Here is a 15,779-nt window from a genome sequence, read left to right on the forward strand (position 1 = left end):
TTGCCCCCCTTACCAGCGGTAATGCGCAAAGGCTTTGTTCGCCTCTGCCATTTTGTGGATGTCCTCTTTTTTCTTAAACGCCGCCCCCTTGTCGCTGGACGCGTCCATCAGCTCATTTGCGAGTTTATCCACCATCATGCGCTCATTGCGTTTTCTAGTCGCCTCTAAAATCCAGCGGATCGACAAGGATTGTTGGCGTGCGGGGCGTACCTCTACGGGGACTTGGTAAGTCGCCCCCCCCACGCGGCGCGATCTCACTTCTACAAGGGGTTTGACATTTTCCAACGCCTTTTCAAAGACCTCAATGCCCTTTTCTCCGCTCTTTTCTTCGATTTTATTCAAGGCGGCGTAAATGATCTTTTCTGCCACGCTGCGTTTGCCGTCATACATCATTTTGTTGATGAATTTCGTCACAACCTTGCTGTTGTAGACGGGATCGCCCAACACTTCCCTAATGGGTGCTCTTTTTCTTCTCATCTCTTCCCTTTACTTTTTCTTCTTGTCAGTCCCGGCTGCGGCCCCGGCTTTGGCTTTTTTCGCCCCGTATTTGCTGCGTGAAACGGTACGTTTATTCACGCCAGCCGTGTCTAGCGCCCCGCGTACGATGTGGTATTTCACCCCGGGCAAGTCTTTCACCCTACCGCCTCTCACCAACACGATGGAGTGCTCTTGTAGGTTATGCCCCTCGCCGGGGATGTAGCTGATCACTTCAAATTTGCTCGTGAGGCGCACTTTGGCAACTTTCCTCAAGGCGGAGTTAGGTTTTTTAGGGGTGGTGGTATAAACCCGTGTGCAAACGCCCCTTCTTTGGGGGCACTCAACCAAGGCGGGGGACTTGGTTTTTTTAAGGATTTTTTTCCTTTCCTTCCTGATGAGCTGGTTTATGGTTGGCACTCTTGTCCTTTATCTGTAATTTTTGCATGATAAAAGGGTTATTATAACATTAAAAATCTTTAATGCGTCTTAGCCTACTTGGCCTAGCGGAAGTTTAAGCGCTGGATGAGCTCCTTATTTTTATTGATGTGGGCTTTGACTTCGTCGATCTGCTGTTGGATGGTCTGTAAATCCTGCAAACTCTGCTAGGCGATGTTCTTCATTTGTTGCGACTGCGTGCCTAGAGTCGCCATAACCTTACTCAGCTCACCCAAGCTAGCGTTGTTTTCATTTAAGGAGTCTAACACAGCCTTAGACGCCCCCTCGATGTTTTTCACCGCCCCATTCATAGAAGAAAAGGCGCTTTGGATTTCCTCTAAGCGTTGTTGCACATTATTCGATGCTCTTCTACCATTCTTGAATTTTGTTCTAAGCATCAGCTTGCACACATTTACCCTTAGCTGCCTCAATGCTCGCACAGGCTAGAATAGAGTTAAAACTCCCCTTGGTCACTTTTTTAAAATTTTTGAGAATATGTTCCACCACTTGGGCGATGCGCTTAGGGTGATAAACATCTGCTTCGCTTTTTAGCTCTATGTCTGTATTTATATCATGGTAGTTAAGAAGCGCAATAGATTTTTATTATGGATGGCATCCACGATCGTGTAATGGTGCAATTCCCTACCAAACTGCGCCTTTTTCCGTTCACGGTGCGATGCAAAGGATCTTGATTGTAACTAATCCCCTAACATCCTCTCCACGATCTCTACATGCTTTTGCATGCTCTCTTTAAAATCAAAGAGTTTAGCCCTCTCTAGACCTTTTTTAATGCATTCTTGGCGTAGAAATTCATCTGTTAGGGCAATCTCTAATTGTCTAGCGATGTCTGCGACACTATATGGATTGCAATAAACTCCGGCATCGCCTAAAATCTCGGGCATGCAAGAAACATCGCTAGCTAAGACCACACAAGAGGCGCGCATCGCCTCCACCATAGGCAAGCCAAAACCCTCAGCAAAACTCCCCCACCACAGCAAGCGGGCATTGGCGTATAGGGTTTGCAATAAACCATCAGAAACATAGTTTAAATTGATGATGAAGTCTTGACTAAAATATTGCTTATCATATTCATCTATGTCGTTGGGTGCGCCTGTGAGGACAATTTTAAAACGACTTTGCAATTCCTGCGACAAGAGTCTAAAGGCATCGATGAGACCACGTACATTACGCCGTTTGGCTTTGGCTCCCACCACCAAGATAAATTCTCCTAAATGCGGTGGCAGTGGTTCTAAATGCTGTTCTCTATATTCTCTTGAGCCATGGTAGATCACATGCACCTTTTCTTTAGGAAAGCCAAATGTTTTTAAAATATCTGCTCTCACACACTCGCTAAAACAAATCGCCTCTGTGTAGGTGCGCATGATGGGGAGGACAGCTTCCCTCCAGAATATTTTCATCTCTTGGCTAATGAGCCATGCTTTTTCATCGCATAAAGGTAAATCGTGGATACAGCCCAAAGTTTTTTGGGCATTGAAAGAAACCCCTTCATACGAGGGTTCTATGTAGAGATCAAAAAACCTTTTTCTATTGCGTTTAGCTCTTTGTTTTTTTAAAAAGTTCAAAAAACAATACTTTAAAGATAAATAGAGCTTTTGATTTAAAATAACTTTAGATGGTTTGATTAAAGATAGTTTAATTAAATGAATAAACTTCTTTTTTAGTCGTGTGTTAGAAGAGTCTCGTTCGCTTAACCATGCTCGTAGGTTTGGATAAAATTTGCCATCACCATAAATCGTGATGTTGATATCTTTTTTGCCCTCGAAATGCTTTTCCAAAGTTTCAATAAAGATTAGAGCATACACACCTAAGCCTGTTAAATCCCCCTTGATAACCGATGCATTAAAAACAATCTCTTTCAAAAAACCTCCAAACCGGATACAAAATTTGACATTCATTGTACCAAAAATTCTTCCGCGGTCTTTGTATGGTTTACATGCTCTCTCTTAATGTTATAAAAGCCTTTATTGCTTTGGAACTAGGGCTGAACTTTTTGTCTTTGCATGCCAATGCATCTATAAGAATTTTAGGGCGATAAACGCAAAAATGTTGATCGCCATACCCATAGAACTTTTCTTAAGGATGATCACGGATGAAGAAAGCCTAACTACCTCTGTGGTTGAATGCTCCACACTTTGCTTTTTTAGCCATGCCTTATCAATTTTTTAAGATTGTCTTCCATTTCACTTAAAAGTTTCAAGCGTTTTCTGTGGATAGCGCGTCTTTTTTGTGGATAATGTGAGATGTCTTTTTGGGTGTGGGGTAGATTGTAATATGTGCGTCCCTCAATCTCCACTAAATCCGCCCCGCGCTTCATAAAGAGATCGTCATAATTGCGTGCGAGCTCCCCATATTTCGCATAGGCAATTTGTCCTGCATTGGGGATTCCAAGAGTTTTATCTAGCCCTAAGACTCTAGTGAGGACTATTTGCAATTCTATAAGAAAAAAGACCGGCTGGCAACAACAATACTTGTCCAAAAATCTAATGTGTTCTTGTTCCAACCCTAGTTTTCCCTGCACACCACCAATAAGCAAGTGTGATTGGGGGGTGATGCACAACGAAGAAACATATACATATGTGGAAACATTGTCTTTTGTGTAAGAAATTTCTAGTGCTAGAAAGCCCTCTGTGTAAAAAAGGCGTTTTCGCTGGGTTTTAAAACAAAAAGAATATTCCCCCCCCCCCCCCGCATCTTTTAAAGTGTAAAACTCCACACTCTGTAAGGCTAAAAAATCTACAAACCTATCACATATCCGTATCTGTAAATTTTGTAGGAATTTTAAGTTAAACACGATCCATTCCATACGCTCTGCATGGGTGAGTCGGGAATCTGCAAACCACTGAGAGGTGTTCTCCATTTCTATCACGGGGTTTTGAGGAGCATGGGCAAGAGGGAGAGGAACGAGAGCCAAAAATGTTTCCCTAGAAATTTCGTGTTTTTGTAGCCAAACCACCACACGCTCTCCCATTTTCAGCCAAATTTTAAAATTCAAATCACGATCATCCACCATCTGTTGCAAAATTTTGGCATTTAAATCATGATCGCGCCGAGCAAACCACCATAGAGCCCGCATGGTCCTTAAAAAACTAGCCCTACATATGTTGGGGAAAAGACGCAACATTGCCCGAAAACCCAAAAGCATTAAACGCCCCAAAAGTAATTTAAATCTCAAAAAATCTCCCTATCCTATATTGTAACACCACTAATTCTTCGACCCCTAGATGAAAGCTCAATAAAAACTTGTAAGCCACAAAACTTTCCAGCTTGGCTATGAGAACCCTAGCAGAATCGAACAAAACAGCATCGCCACACAGACATATTCCGCCGCTAAAACACTCTTACGATAATATCTTAGAGTTATAGTGAAGTACCCAAATGCTAAAGACATTTGGGCTTCCTAGGCTGATGTTGCCCGTAGGGAGAGTTTGGTTCTCACTCTATGTCCCTATAGTAGGGATTTTACAGAGTTTGAGCTCCAACGCATTCCCTACAGGTCTCACACATCATATCTCCAAAGGCGTAACTTTCGGCACTCCCTGCCGTAGGTACGAATGTACAATGAACATTATACCACGAATTAGTGGCATTCATCCCACCCGCTAAAGACAAGTGGGATTTCTGCCAAAGAGTTTTAAAGTGCAATTAATGTAAAAGGGTTTTTGTGCAAAAATACATCTTAAAAACTCAAAGATAAAAGTGTGTTGGTCTTTGGAGCGGATAAGACACAGAAAAGTCTAAACATCGCCACGCTTGAAGTGCTAGCCCAACACTCTATCTTACGCCAAAGTGGGGCTAGATTTATCGCTTAACGACAGCTTTTGGATTGTGCCAAGTGGGAGCAACTACCTATGGCAAGACTTCAATCTCTACGACAACCCCCTTAACACAGCTGTAAGTTTGACCACACTCACGGGGCAAAGCGTAAAAACTAAGTTGCCAACAAGCGGGTTACGGCTTTCTCCTGAACTTACCACAAATGGCATGCTTAAAAAATGTTGGCAAAGAGACGCAACGGGAGAAATCACACCCATTAAGGGGCAAATAGGCACAGAGAGCTATTGCGAACACTACACCGCCCAAGTGGCTAAGACTTTGGGGCTTAACGCCATTGCCTATGATTTAGACAAACAATACAACGAAGTTGTTTGCTGGCTGTTTCAACAAGTACTGAAAGTAAAATGACGGGTTCTTAGCATTCAATGACACACCCCCAGTATTTTCAAGCTAATAAAAACAAGGGCAAGTGTAAGGGCGCTAAAGTCAAACTCAAAACGCCTCAAAAACTTTTTGTAAGTGGGCAGTGTAGTCTTGTAGGTATTGGGGGATTTGGGGGTTTTTGATGACATCGTGGCAGATGAAGGTGGGCAAGGCTTGCATGCCTAAAAATTGATGGGCTTTGTGTAGGTGCAAATACACCCCATCCACGCCCACGCCCTCAAAAAATTCCTCTTTCTTAGTAAAAGCCTCAAGGGGGGCATTCCAAGTGAGTGAAAACATATATTTTTTGCCATGCAAGAGCCCGCCCTTGCCATAATTCTTAGTGGGGGCACTGCGGCTACGGCCATCATTTTTGTAGAGCTTGCCATGCCCGGTGGTGAAAACCTCATCGATGTATTTTTTCACAATCCATGGCTCACCCATCCACCACCCCGCCATTTGCCAAATCAAGGCATCGGCGTTTAAAATCTTAGCCACTTCCTCATCAAGGTTGTAGCCTCGATCGATTTGGGTTTGCTCTATGTTGTGCCCCAAATCTTTTAACACCTGCACGGCGTGGTCGTGCAAAGTGTTGTTTAAACGCCCGAAAGAATGCCCGAACTCTTTAGCCCCGTTAAGTAGTAAAAGTTGTGCCATAAAAACCTCTAGATTCATTTTAATGTATAAAGAAAGTGAAAGGGAATTGGTGTCAAAGGGGGGACTTGAACCCCCGACCTCCGGCTTATGAGACCAGCGCTCTAACCGGCTGAGCTACCTTGACACGAAAAACGCCCATTCTATAAAACTTTTACTTAAATTTTGTTTTAAAGGTGCAAGTCCATGGTTTGGTAGACTTGGTTATAGGCGTTTTTGTAGCGTTGCACGAAGTCATTGTTGATGCCAAAGGCGCGTTTGGCTTGCATTTCTTGCAGGGCTTTAAGGCCGTCTATTTTTTCTTGCGCCTGTTTATCCTTTTGGATTTGCCCACCATAAAAGCTTGTGAGGCTGTAAAGCGATTGGGCGGCGAGGCGTTTTTCATTTTCGTTCATGCCTGCTGTGGCACGCAAGAAGGCATCGTATTCATTATCGCTCATCAGCTCTAGCACTAAAAAGCCATAGGTTTCTCTTCTAAGTCCGTTAGGCTCGGTTTCACTTTTAGAGATTTCCACCACCGCTTCAGGCTTGCTCTCAGCGGGGGCTTGGGGGGCTTGGGGGGCTTGTGCTTGCCCTAGACTTGCAGAGCCTAACAACGCATATAAGGACGGATTGTTTTTGATGTCTTTAACTTCCATGACAAGACCCTTTCAATCAATTTCAACCCTACAAGCAAAAAATGCTCCAAATTATGGTGTATAATGCCCGCATGCAAAATGAAAACCAACTCCCCCGCTTTTTCAGCGCAAACCATGCGCCCATTGACTTTTACTTTAAGAAGTGCGCCCGCGATTTCGTGGTGCAAGAAGAACCCTTGTATGCCTTTAGCCAAAGCGGGGAGCATTTAATCGTCCATGTCCGTAAGAAAGACAAGAGCACTTGGGAAATGTTAGGCCTGCTCTCGCAAGTGCTGGGCTGCAAGATGTCGGTTTTTGGCTACGCGGGGCTTAAAGATAAAAACGCCCTCACTTTCCAATATATCTCCATGCCAAAGACCTATGAAAAAGCCCTATCGCAGCACGCCCAAACCCTCTATGCGCAGGGCATAAAAATTCTAGACACCACCGCCCACACACATAAAATCCGCCTAGGGCATTTAAAGGGCAATCATTTTAGTTTACGCCTTAAAAAGCTCACCCCCCTAAGCGCCCAGAAAATCGCCGAAGTGTTGGAGATTTTGCAAGAAAAGGGGTTTTTAAACTACTTTGGGGCACAACGCTTTGGCAAAAGGGGGGATAATTTCAAGCACGCCACCACGGGCAAGAAAAAGCTTGATAAATTTTTACTCTCCAGCCAGCAAAGTTATTATTTCAATCAGTGGCTAAGCGCAAGGGCGCGCTTAAACGCCTTTATCAATAACTTTAGCCCTCTTGAGATCGCTAAAGAGTATCCTAAAATCCCCCTAGAGCAAGCTAAAGCCCTCAAAGCCCAGCCCCAAGACTTCAAACTCTTAGAGGGCGATGTGCTCTGCCACTACCCCTTTGGCAAATACTTCCACCACAATGCCACAGACTTAAAACAGAACTTAGAACGGCTACAAGCAAAAAGTCTTGTGGCTACGGGGCTGTTGCCCGGCTTTAAAGTCTTAGAGGCGAGGGATTTAGCCGGGGCGTTTGAAGAGCCTTTTAAAAAATCTATCAATTCTTGCGGGGATCGGCGGTTCGCGCTCATTTACCCTAGCGTGGTGGATTTTCTATACCTGCCCCAAGAAGCGCAGGGGCAACTCAAGTTTTTTCTCCCCAAGGGGGCGTATGCTACGATTTTTTTAGAAGAGATCGCCCACCAAGAGTTGTTTAGCTCCGATGTTTGAGGCGTGTTTTCAAGAGCTGTGCTTAAGCGTGGGCGAAGACCCAAGTAGAAAAGGGCTAAAGAACACGCCCGAGCGGGTTAAAACCCTATGGGCGGATTTGATGGCAGGCTACAAACAAGACCCCAAAGAGATTTTAAGTTCTAGCTTGTGTGCGCCCTCAAGTGGACTGGTGGTGCTGCAAAACATAGAGTTTTACAGCGTGTGCGAGCACCATTTGCTGCCCTTCTTTGGGCGGGTGAGTGTAGGGTATTTGCCAAATGCCAAAATCGTGGGGCTGGGGGCGATTGTGCGTCTTGTGGAGTGCTTTTCTCGGCGGTTGCAAATCCAAGAGCGCTTAGGCGCACAGATCGCCAAAAGTTTGCAAGAGTGCTTAGAGCCTAGGGGGGTGGGGGTGTTTTGTGTGGCAAAGCATTTATGTGTCGCCATGCAGGGGGTGCAAAAGCAAGAGAGCGTGCTCAAAACCAGTTGTCGGCTCGGCGCATTTGAAGAGCCTAGCGTGTATGCGGAGTTTTTACAAAGCCTCAGTGTGCCTGTTTAGATAGGCTTAACACCAGCCCTAAAGCCACAGAGTTAGCCAAAAGCGAGCTGCCCCCATAGCTTAAAAAGGGCACAGCGATGCCTTTAATGGGGATGATCCCGCTCACTCCAAAGGCGTTGATGATGAAAGAAAAGGCGATGAGTAAAGCTACGCCTAGGCAAAAGAGCATGTGTTTGGGGTTGTCTAGGCGGTTGGTGATTTTAAACAGGGCGTGCAAGATGATTAAAATCACGCCTACGCACACCGCCACCGCTACAAAGCCCAATTCTTCAGCAAGCCCAGCCAAGACCATGTCCGTATGCACCTCGCTTAAAAAGCCGAGCTTGACCAAGCCGTCTCCCAAGCCCTGCCCGAGTATCCCGCCATGTTTGATGGCATTGCCAGCATGGTAGATTTGGTAAGGCTCGGGCAAATGCTCGATTTTTAGACTGCTGGCAAGCTTTTGGGGCAAGATGGAGAGGATGGAGCTTTGCAAATTTGCCCACCAAAGTTTCATGCGCAAAATGCGATGGGCACTGGTGCTGATCGCCACGACCCCGATGACGATCGCAATGCCTAAGAAAATGCGAAAGAGTTTAAAGCTCCCCCCTGAAAAGATGAGCAAGAAGCCTAGCACAATGGCGAGTAAAATCACCTGCCCCAAGTCGTTTTGCAAGACCCCGATTAAAAACGCCACCGCCAAGAACACGACCAAATAGGGGATGAGGATGGCAAGCTCTTCGCGCACGCCGGATTTTTCTTTATTAAAAAAAGTCCTTGATAAGCTCCACGATAAAAAGAACACAAAGCCCACTTTAAAAAACTCCGTGGGGGCTAGGGAGAAAAAGGGCAGGCGAATCCAACGCTTTGCCCCTCCTGCACTGCTAGACATGCTCTCGGGCAAGAAGTTCATGAGCACAATTAACAAAGCAGAGCCTAGCAAGATGGCAAAGCCGATTTTGCTAAACCATTTGTCCGGATCAAGCCATGAAAGCCCCCACATGAGAGAAATCCCCACAAGGGCGGCGACTAGCTGACGGATGAAAAAATGGAACTCGCTGTAGTGGTAAATGAGCGTGGTGTAGGTGGAGAGGGAGTAGCTTAAAAGCACGCTAAAAATCATTAAAAAACTAGATAGGGTGAAGAGATACCGGTAAGCCATAAAAACCGCCCAAAGTGTGTTAAAAATGTGCTATAATTATAACTCATTTATCAAGCGCAGCACTTGCGATTTTGGGCTTGTGGGCTTGGGTGTTTTGGAATACTCATTGCTTAGAGTCTTGCAAGGTGCAAGGAAAAGGGGCAGACATGGATTTGTCAAAAGCGTATCCGCTCGTGTACAAGGCGATGGACTACCGCTCTTTGCGGCAGGATTTGATCGCAAGCAATGTGGCGAATGTGGACACCCCCTTTTACCGCCCAAAAGATGTGGACTTTGAATCGGTGTTGGCCCAAAAGAAGGCTGAGGTTTTCGACCACAAAGAGGACAAGGTGTTGGCGTTGGCGGTTACAGACCCTAGGCATTTAGAGCCTAGTTTGGATGAGAGCAAGAAGGCAACGATCTTTTTTAGGGATGGGCATTTGGCAAAAAACGATGGCAACAGCGTGGATTTAGACATTGAAACCTCTGAAATGGGGAAAAACTCCACAATGTATCTCGCCCTCACCACCGCCCTAAAAAAGCATAGAGGCATCATCAATTACGCCATAGACGCAGCGAAAAACATTTAAGGAGCGTGCATGTTTTTATCCAGTTTTGACATTAGCGGTTACGGGTTGTCCGCCCAAAGAGTGCGCGCCAATCTAATCTCGTCTAACATTGCCAACGCCAACACCACCCGCACCGATGAGGGTGGACCCTACCGCCGTCAAGAGGCGGTGTTCAAGTCCTTTGACTTCAACAAGATTTTAAACGAAAAACTCGCTCAAGACAATAATTTATTAGATTATGAAGACCCCTTAGACGAGAGCGATGACATTGAAAAGCCAAATCCCCCTATTATGGGCGTATATGTGGATAAAATCGTAAGAGATGACAAAGCCCCGCTGTTAAAATACGACCCCACCCACCCCGATGCGGATGCGAACGGGTATGTGTCCTACCCCAATGTCAACCCTGTTGTAGAAATGGCGGATTTGATTGAAGCCACAAGGGCGTACCAAGCCAATGTGGCGGCGTTTCAAAGCACGAAAAATATGGCAGCAAATGCCATCAGCATGTTACAAGCATAAAAAGATTTAAAAGAAAGGGTTGTTTCTTTAGACTAAAAGATTATCTAAAAGAGGCGATATAGGTGAACACGATGCAAGGAGTCAACATGAAGACTTTATACACTGATATAGGGTTGAATAAAGCAAGCACTCCTTTAGATTCAAAGTCGCATGAGAATCTAATGGAGAAGGGGGAGTTCTCTCAGATGCTCAAGCACTCTATCGATGAACTCAACAACACCCAAATGGAGTCCGACCGGGCTTTGGCCGACATGGCAACCGGGCAAATCAAAGATCTACACCAGGCCGCCATCGCCATCGGCAAGGCAGAGACGAGCATGAAGCTCATGCTAGAAGTGCGCAACAAGGCGATTAGTGCCTACAAGGAATTGTTAAGGACGCAAATCTAAGGTTTTTTGAGCTTATGTTTGGTTTCTCTCTTAGTCTCCTTATAGAAAAGTTTTAGTTTAGGGGGCTTGTGGATCACCCTGTAGCCAACCCCCCCAAAAATCCCCCAACCGATAGACCCGATAGCGACCCTAGGCGCACCGAACGCCTAATGATGATTTTTATTGTGGTGGGGGGATGTTTTTTGTTGTTCTTGGTGGTGATGTTTTTTAAAGCCGTGTTGCCGCGCAAAATGCCCGCCCTAGTCGTTACCAGGACCGACATCGCCACAAGGGGGCAAATTTACAGCCAAGACGGCTTTAGTCTTGCCAACAGCCAAAAGCTCTTTAAAGTGAGCTTCAACACCCTATCCATTGACCCGCACAAGCAAGAGTTTTTCATAGACTTGCTCTCCATTTACACGAACATCCCCAAAAGCGTCATCGCCGAGAAGTTCAAGCAAAGCGGGTTTGTGACGCTCTCTTACAACATCAACGCCAACACCGCCGCGAGCTTAAGGCAATTAAACGCCAAATTCTTAGCCTACAATGTCTTTAAAGAGTATGAAGACGCAAATAAAAAAGTCATGCCAAAAATTGGCCTAAGCATTGAAGTGAGCGGGATTGCCCGCAACTACCTTTACAAGGACAACTTTGAGCCGCTTGTGGGCTACATCCAAAAGGTGGATACGGGCAGAATCACCTCTATTAGGGGCGTGAAGGGCATTGAAGACTCCAAAAACACCACCCTAGCCCCCAAGAACGATGGCAGGATGACGGGCAGGCGGGATTTGGGTTTTAATCTCATTGAAAACCGCAGTTTTAAAAATGTCCCCAGAATCGATGGCTCGGACATTGTTCTTAGCATCCCTTTAAAAATCCAAAGAGAGCTAGAGCAAATCCTAGACACTGCCAAAGCCCGCTACGGCGCGCACCAAATCATCGCAGGGATTTATCTCCCCCAAAATGGTGAGATTCTAAGCCTTGCCACCACCAACCGCTTCAACCCCAACAACATCCAAAAGAGCGACTACCCCTCCCTCAATGTGGATGCCATTGAACTTTCTTTCGAGCCGGGCAGCACGATTAAGCCTATTGTCTATAGCCTACTTGTGGATAAAAAGCGCATTGACCCAAGCCGACCCATTAACCTAGGGCATGGCTCTTATAAGCTTGGCAAATACATTGTGAGAGATGACTTCATCCCCACCAAGCACACCACCATAGAAGATGTGTTGATCCGCTCAAGCAACATAGGGATGATTAAACTCTCCAAACGCCTAAGCGGACAAGAACTCTACACGGGGCTTAAGAGTTTTGGGTTTGCTGAAGAAACAGGCATTGACTTGCCCTATGAAAAAACGGGCTTGTTGCCCGATGTCAGAAAACTTAATGGCGATGTCTATAAGGGCACGGTGTCTTATGGCTATGGCATGCGCGCCACTTTTTTACAGCTCTTAAGGGCTTATGGGGTCTTTGTCAATGGAGGCAAGCTCGCCACACCCCATTTAGTCCAAAGAGAAATCACCTATCCAAATGGAGAAATGTACACCACAAAATACCCCCCTACAAGGCAGGTCATCGCCCCCAAGAGCGCGCAAGAAATGCAAAATTTGCTAGTAAAAGTCGTTACCAAAGGCACGGGCAAGAGCGCGCAGGTGGCAGGACTCACCATTGGGGGCAAAACGGGCACGGCGCACACCGCCAAAAAGGGCAGGTACACCGATGCCTACAACAGCTCGTTTTTTGGCTTTGCTAAGGACAAAGAAAACACTTTTGTGATCGGGGTGGTGATCTTTGGGTCTTTGGGCAGCACCGAGTACTACGCTGCGCAAACCGCCGCGCCCATTTTTAAGCAGGTGGTGCAGATGTTGGTGAAAAACCAATACCTCACCCCCACCAAAGCCATAGCCAAGCCCTAGCCGTTGCCATATTGTGGCAAAATTAAGAAAAACTAGGTATAAGTGGTGTTTGTACGAATTTTGTTTTAAGGATAGCAATGGTTACACAGGAAGGCGTTTTAGATGTCTTAAAAAAGGTCATTTACCCCAATTTTGAAAAGGACATTGTGAGCTTTGGCTTTGTGAAAAACATCACTTTGCACGAAAACAAGCTCGCCCTTTTGCTCGACATTCCCTCAAGCTCCCCACAGGTGGCAGACACGCTAAGGGCAGAGATCACAAGCAAAATGCAAGAGCTGGGGCTAACCTGCCGCATCGATATCAAAACCCCCGCTAAAAGGGATAGGACGCAGCAAGCCGAGCAGGCCACGAAAAATTTAGCCCCTAACATCAAGCATGTGGTGATGATAAGCTCGGGCAAGGGAGGCGTGGGCAAGAGCACCACGAGTGTGAACTTAGCCATCGCTTTGGCGGGCTTAAAGCAAAAAGTCGGGCTTTTAGATGCGGATGTCTATGGCCCCAATGTGCCCAGAATGCTAGGGCTCATGCAAACCAACCCCACCACTGATCCTAGCGGTAAAAAGCTCATCCCCCTAGAAGCCTTTGGGGTGCGGGTGATGAGCATGGGGCTGTTGTATGAAGAGGGCCAAAGCCTCATTTGGCGCGGACCCATGCTCATGCGTGCTATTGAGCAAATGCTGACCGACATCATTTGGGGCGAGCTAGATGTGTTGGTCGTGGACATGCCCCCGGGCACAGGCGATGCCCAGCTCACCCTCGCCCAAGCCGTGCCTATCAGCGCCGGTATCACCGTCACCACACCCCAAACCGTGAGCCTAGATGATGCCAGCCGCAGTTTGGATATGTTCTCAAGGCTGCAAATCCCCATTGCCGGGATTGTGGAAAATATGAGCGGGTTCATTTGCCCTAAATGTGCGCATGAGAGCCATATTTTTGGCAAGGACACTTTAAACGCACTTGCCAAGCAGTATAAAACCCAAGTGCTCGCGCAAATCCCCCTAGAGGTGCAGGTGAGAGAGGGGGGTGATAGCGGCATGCCCATTAGCGTGTCTAACCCCAAATCCGTCATCAGCCAAGCTTACAGCCAAGCCGCCAGCAAGCTACTAGACTTTTTAGCCCAAGTGAAGGCGCAAAACCTTGCGGATAACAAGAGCATCCAGCCCACTATCCACTAAATGCCCCTCTTAGCTCAGCTCAAACGGACGATTCACCTCTACGACCCGGGCTACTTTAGTCTCATTTTTGCCCTAAAGACCACTTTAACCACTTTCCTTTGTGCCGGGCTAGGGGCGTTTTTCTTTGGGCATGCGATTGTGATTTGGGCGGGCTTTCAAACCGTCTTCATCTACGCCTTAAGTCTTGTGATCAGCGATAAAGAGCACGAAATCTATTACTTCGTGGTGTTCATTGCCATCAGTTGTGTCAATGTGCTCTTGTTCTACCCCATGGCGCATTTTGGGGTGTGGTTGTGCGTGCCTATTTTTGTCATGACTTTTTTGGTGGGCATGTCCACTGCTTACAGCCTAGATTTGCACAAGGTTTGCAACGCCGCCCTGTCTAATGGCTTGGTAACCTGTTTGTATATTGATGCCCACGCCTCCTTAGACTTGCAACAAACCTTGTTTATGATTCTAATGCTGGGCACTCTAAGCATTTTGTTGCAATCCTTTGTGGTGGTGTCTAAATACAGCTACTTCATCAAAAAACGCTTTTCTACCCTGCTCTCTAGCATGGATTTAATGCTGCAATACATCAACAGCCCCGCCGACTACACCCACATCAAAACCCAAGTGCTCGCCCAAATCCACAACACTAAATTAATTCTAACCTCCCGCTCGGGGCGCATTAAAGACCCCCTAGCCGTGCGTAACCTACAACGCGCCCTCTTCCAGCTACATGCCTTAGAAGAGATTTACCATTCCATCCACTCCATTTATGGAGAGCTGGGCTCTTTAGACGCAGTGCGCCAAGAAATCCGCAAAAACCTCCAAACCCTCTCTAATATTTTCACCAAGCAAGACTTGCAGCTTGACAAGCAGGCTTTAAATGCCCTAGACCCGAATTTTGACAAAGTTTTGCAGCACTCCATTGCCATTATTTACAATAAAATGGAGATTTTTATCATGGGAGGTGAGGAGCAAGCCAAGCAAACCGACCCCGTGCATAAGCCCTCACTAAGGCACATCCTAGACGCGCTAAACACCAAAAACCCCATTTTCCAATACGCCTCTAAATACGCTTTGGCCATGGGGATTGCGGTTTTCATCGCCCGCTACTTTGGCTTTAACCATGGCATGTGGATTGCCATGGCAACCCTTTTAGTGTCGCGTTTTAGCTTAGGCAGCACCAAAGAAGTGCAAGTGGAGTTGGTGCTAGGCTCGGCGGTGGGGCTGGCGGTGGGGCTGGCGGTGGTGTGGCTCTTTGCTAAAAGCGTAGTGTTTGACGGCTTTTTGGTGGTGAGCGTGTTTTTATTCATTTACCTTAGGGTGTATTCTTACGCCATATGGGCGGCTTCGCTCATGTTTGCCTTCGTGCTGTGTTTTTCTCTGCTTAGGCAGGATTTCGTGGATATGGTTGCTTTTCGGGTGGCGGATTTGGCGTTGGGGATTGGGATCGTGTATGTGGTGTTTTTGTTTGTGTGGCCCAAATATGATCGGGATGAGTTTATCCAGCACATGCGCCACTTGGTCGCCACCTTGCGCTGTTTGCTAGAGGATGCGAGTCAGCATAAAACCCACGCCCTAAGCACCCAAAACACCTTTTTAAAGCAATTAGACGCACTTAGGCTGTGCCTAAAGAGCGCAAGGGCGGAAACCTCAGATGCCAATACCCTAAACGCGCTCTTAAGGGGCTTGCAGTCCATAGACATGCTCGACACCTGTAGCTACCGCCTCTACGATTACTGCCTCAATGTGTCTCTGCCCGAAGAAAAGCAGCTCTTGCTCGACAACAACACCCAACTACTCTTAAACCGCTACACCCAAATGTCCAACTACCTTCACAACAAACCCCACTACTTCAAAGCTAAAGAGGGTGGACGGCTCTTAAAAGTTGACAGCGAGCTAGACAACCTGCTAGAGACCATCTTTTTCGCCCAAAATAAGCTCTTTGAAGAGCTCATGTATGTGTTTAAGTATTAGGCGATTTGG

General features: G+C 46.6%; 17 protein-coding genes and 1 tRNA gene. 9 read left to right on the top strand and 9 right to left on the bottom strand.

Annotated features, from left to right (window positions below):
* Window positions 1–9: 9 nt before the first annotated feature.
* The 5 genes from rpsG to QSJ47_RS04015 form a co-directional block, all read right to left on the bottom strand.
* Window positions 10–477: a 30S ribosomal protein S7 gene (rpsG, locus tag QSJ47_RS03995; RefSeq protein ID WP_221272246.1), complete on the bottom strand. Its 468-nt coding sequence runs from the start codon at window positions 475–477 to the stop codon at window positions 10–12.
* Window positions 478–486: 9 nt separating this feature from the next.
* Entirely contained in the window at window positions 487–894 is a 408-nt protein-coding gene (rpsL, locus tag QSJ47_RS04000) for a 30S ribosomal protein S12 (RefSeq protein WP_015106395.1), read from the bottom strand.
* Window positions 895–1,079: 185 nt separating this feature from the next.
* Window positions 1,080–1,265 carry a hypothetical protein gene (locus QSJ47_RS04005; RefSeq protein WP_221272247.1) on the bottom strand — a complete coding sequence of 62 codons (186 nt, stop codon included), beginning with the start codon at window positions 1,263–1,265 and terminating at the stop codon, window positions 1,080–1,082.
* 345 nt (window positions 1,266–1,610) lie between these two features.
* Complete coding sequence (locus tag QSJ47_RS04010; RefSeq protein ID WP_285602506.1) at window positions 1,611–2,495, bottom strand: glycosyltransferase family 4 protein; 885 nt, start codon at window positions 2,493–2,495, stop codon at window positions 1,611–1,613.
* Between the two features lie 578 nt (window positions 2,496–3,073).
* The gene (locus QSJ47_RS04015) at window positions 3,074–4,105 is read right to left on the bottom strand and encodes a DUF535 family protein (protein ID WP_285602507.1); all 1,032 of its coding nucleotides are present in this window, start codon (window positions 4,103–4,105) and stop codon (window positions 3,074–3,076) included.
* A gap of 614 nt (window positions 4,106–4,719) precedes the next feature.
* Between QSJ47_RS04015 and QSJ47_RS04020 the strand changes: the two genes are divergently transcribed.
* Entirely contained in the window at window positions 4,720–5,115 is a 396-nt protein-coding gene (locus tag QSJ47_RS04020; RefSeq protein WP_285602508.1) for a hypothetical protein, read from the top strand.
* An 84-nt stretch (window positions 5,116–5,199) separates the two neighbouring features.
* Here the strand turns inward: QSJ47_RS04020 and QSJ47_RS04025 are convergent, their stop codons facing one another.
* From QSJ47_RS04025 to QSJ47_RS04035, 3 genes are all read right to left on the bottom strand, one after another.
* Window positions 5,200–5,787, bottom strand: a complete 588-nt coding sequence (locus tag QSJ47_RS04025) for an NAD(P)H-dependent oxidoreductase (RefSeq protein ID WP_285602509.1) — start codon at window positions 5,785–5,787, stop codon at window positions 5,200–5,202.
* 47 nt (window positions 5,788–5,834) lie between these two features.
* A tRNA-Met gene (locus QSJ47_RS04030) sits at window positions 5,835–5,911 on the bottom strand.
* A gap of 43 nt (window positions 5,912–5,954) precedes the next feature.
* A complete protein-coding gene (locus QSJ47_RS04035; RefSeq protein ID WP_221272251.1) occupies window positions 5,955–6,422 on the bottom strand; it encodes an HP1233 family protein in 468 nt (155 codons plus the stop codon).
* Between the two features lie 41 nt (window positions 6,423–6,463).
* Between QSJ47_RS04035 and QSJ47_RS04040 the strand changes: the two genes are divergently transcribed.
* Together QSJ47_RS04040 and folE are read left to right on the top strand one after the other, a co-directional pair.
* On the top strand, window positions 6,464–7,594 hold the full coding sequence (locus QSJ47_RS04040; protein ID WP_285602510.1) for a tRNA pseudouridine(13) synthase TruD: 1,131 nt from the start codon (window positions 6,464–6,466) through the stop codon (window positions 7,592–7,594).
* Window positions 7,587–8,132, top strand: a complete 546-nt coding sequence (gene folE, locus QSJ47_RS04045) for a GTP cyclohydrolase I FolE (RefSeq protein ID WP_285602511.1) — start codon at window positions 7,587–7,589, stop codon at window positions 8,130–8,132. Before QSJ47_RS04040 ends, folE begins: the two co-directional genes overlap by 8 nt.
* On the opposite strand, the gene QSJ47_RS04050 is transcribed toward folE, so the two are convergent.
* Window positions 8,116–9,273, bottom strand: a complete 1,158-nt coding sequence (locus QSJ47_RS04050; protein ID WP_285602512.1) for an FtsW/RodA/SpoVE family cell cycle protein — start codon at window positions 9,271–9,273, stop codon at window positions 8,116–8,118. The genes folE and QSJ47_RS04050 overlap by 17 nt on opposite strands.
* A gap of 146 nt (window positions 9,274–9,419) precedes the next feature.
* On the opposite strand from QSJ47_RS04050, the gene flgB reads away from it, so the two are divergent.
* From flgB to QSJ47_RS04080, 6 genes are all read left to right on the top strand, one after another.
* Window positions 9,420–9,842 (top strand): flagellar basal body rod protein FlgB, encoded by a 423-nt coding sequence (gene flgB / locus QSJ47_RS04055; RefSeq protein WP_221272255.1) that lies wholly within the window; start codon window positions 9,420–9,422, stop codon window positions 9,840–9,842.
* A gap of 9 nt (window positions 9,843–9,851) precedes the next feature.
* A complete protein-coding gene (gene flgC, locus QSJ47_RS04060; protein WP_053827290.1) occupies window positions 9,852–10,343 on the top strand; it encodes a flagellar basal body rod protein FlgC in 492 nt (163 codons plus the stop codon).
* Window positions 10,344–10,429: 86 nt separating this feature from the next.
* On the top strand, window positions 10,430–10,732 hold the full coding sequence (gene fliE, locus QSJ47_RS04065) for a flagellar hook-basal body complex protein FliE (protein WP_502875114.1): 303 nt from the start codon (window positions 10,430–10,432) through the stop codon (window positions 10,730–10,732).
* Window positions 10,733–10,881: 149 nt separating this feature from the next.
* Window positions 10,882–12,630, top strand: a complete 1,749-nt coding sequence (locus QSJ47_RS04070; RefSeq protein WP_285602552.1) for a peptidoglycan D,D-transpeptidase FtsI family protein — start codon at window positions 10,882–10,884, stop codon at window positions 12,628–12,630.
* Window positions 12,631–12,707: 77 nt separating this feature from the next.
* Entirely contained in the window at window positions 12,708–13,805 is a 1,098-nt protein-coding gene (locus QSJ47_RS04075) for an Mrp/NBP35 family ATP-binding protein (RefSeq protein ID WP_285602514.1), read from the top strand.
* Window positions 13,806–15,770, top strand: coding sequence for an FUSC family protein (locus QSJ47_RS04080; RefSeq protein ID WP_285602517.1), 1,965 nt, complete (start codon window positions 13,806–13,808; stop codon window positions 15,768–15,770). It abuts the gene before it with no gap.
* The last annotated feature ends 9 nt before the right edge of the window (window positions 15,771–15,779 follow it).

Source organism: Helicobacter sp. NHP22-001 (assembly GCF_030270165.1).
GTDB classification, from domain to species: domain Bacteria; phylum Campylobacterota; class Campylobacteria; order Campylobacterales; family Helicobacteraceae; genus Helicobacter; species Helicobacter gastrofelis.

What these genes read in the sequence shown, in the direction of transcription:
- QSJ47_RS04035 (WP_221272251.1), bottom strand. Translation starts at nt 6,422, where the DNA reads ATGGAAGTTAAAGACATCAAAAACAATCCGTCCTTATATGCGTTGTTA.
- fliE (WP_502875114.1), top strand. Translation starts at nt 10,430, where the DNA reads ATGAAGACTTTATACACTGATATAGGGTTGAATAAAGCAAGCACTCCT.
- QSJ47_RS04070 (WP_285602552.1), top strand. Translation starts at nt 10,882, where the DNA reads ATGATGATTTTTATTGTGGTGGGGGGATGTTTTTTGTTGTTCTTGGTG.
- QSJ47_RS04075 (WP_285602514.1), top strand. Translation starts at nt 12,708, where the DNA reads ATGGTTACACAGGAAGGCGTTTTAGATGTCTTAAAAAAGGTCATTTAC.
- QSJ47_RS04040 (WP_285602510.1), top strand. Translation starts at nt 6,464, where the DNA reads ATGCTCCAAATTATGGTGTATAATGCCCGCATGCAAAATGAAAACCAA.
- rpsG (WP_221272246.1), bottom strand. Translation starts at nt 477, where the DNA reads ATGAGAAGAAAAAGAGCACCCATTAGGGAAGTGTTGGGCGATCCCGTC.
- folE (WP_285602511.1), top strand. Translation starts at nt 7,587, where the DNA reads ATGTTTGAGGCGTGTTTTCAAGAGCTGTGCTTAAGCGTGGGCGAAGAC.
- flgB (WP_221272255.1), top strand. Translation starts at nt 9,420, where the DNA reads ATGGATTTGTCAAAAGCGTATCCGCTCGTGTACAAGGCGATGGACTAC.
- QSJ47_RS04080 (WP_285602517.1), top strand. Translation starts at nt 13,806, where the DNA reads ATGCCCCTCTTAGCTCAGCTCAAACGGACGATTCACCTCTACGACCCG.
- QSJ47_RS04025 (WP_285602509.1), bottom strand. Translation starts at nt 5,787, where the DNA reads ATGGCACAACTTTTACTACTTAACGGGGCTAAAGAGTTCGGGCATTCT.
- flgC (WP_053827290.1), top strand. Translation starts at nt 9,852, where the DNA reads ATGTTTTTATCCAGTTTTGACATTAGCGGTTACGGGTTGTCCGCCCAA.
- QSJ47_RS04050 (WP_285602512.1), bottom strand. Translation starts at nt 9,273, where the DNA reads ATGGCTTACCGGTATCTCTTCACCCTATCTAGTTTTTTAATGATTTTT.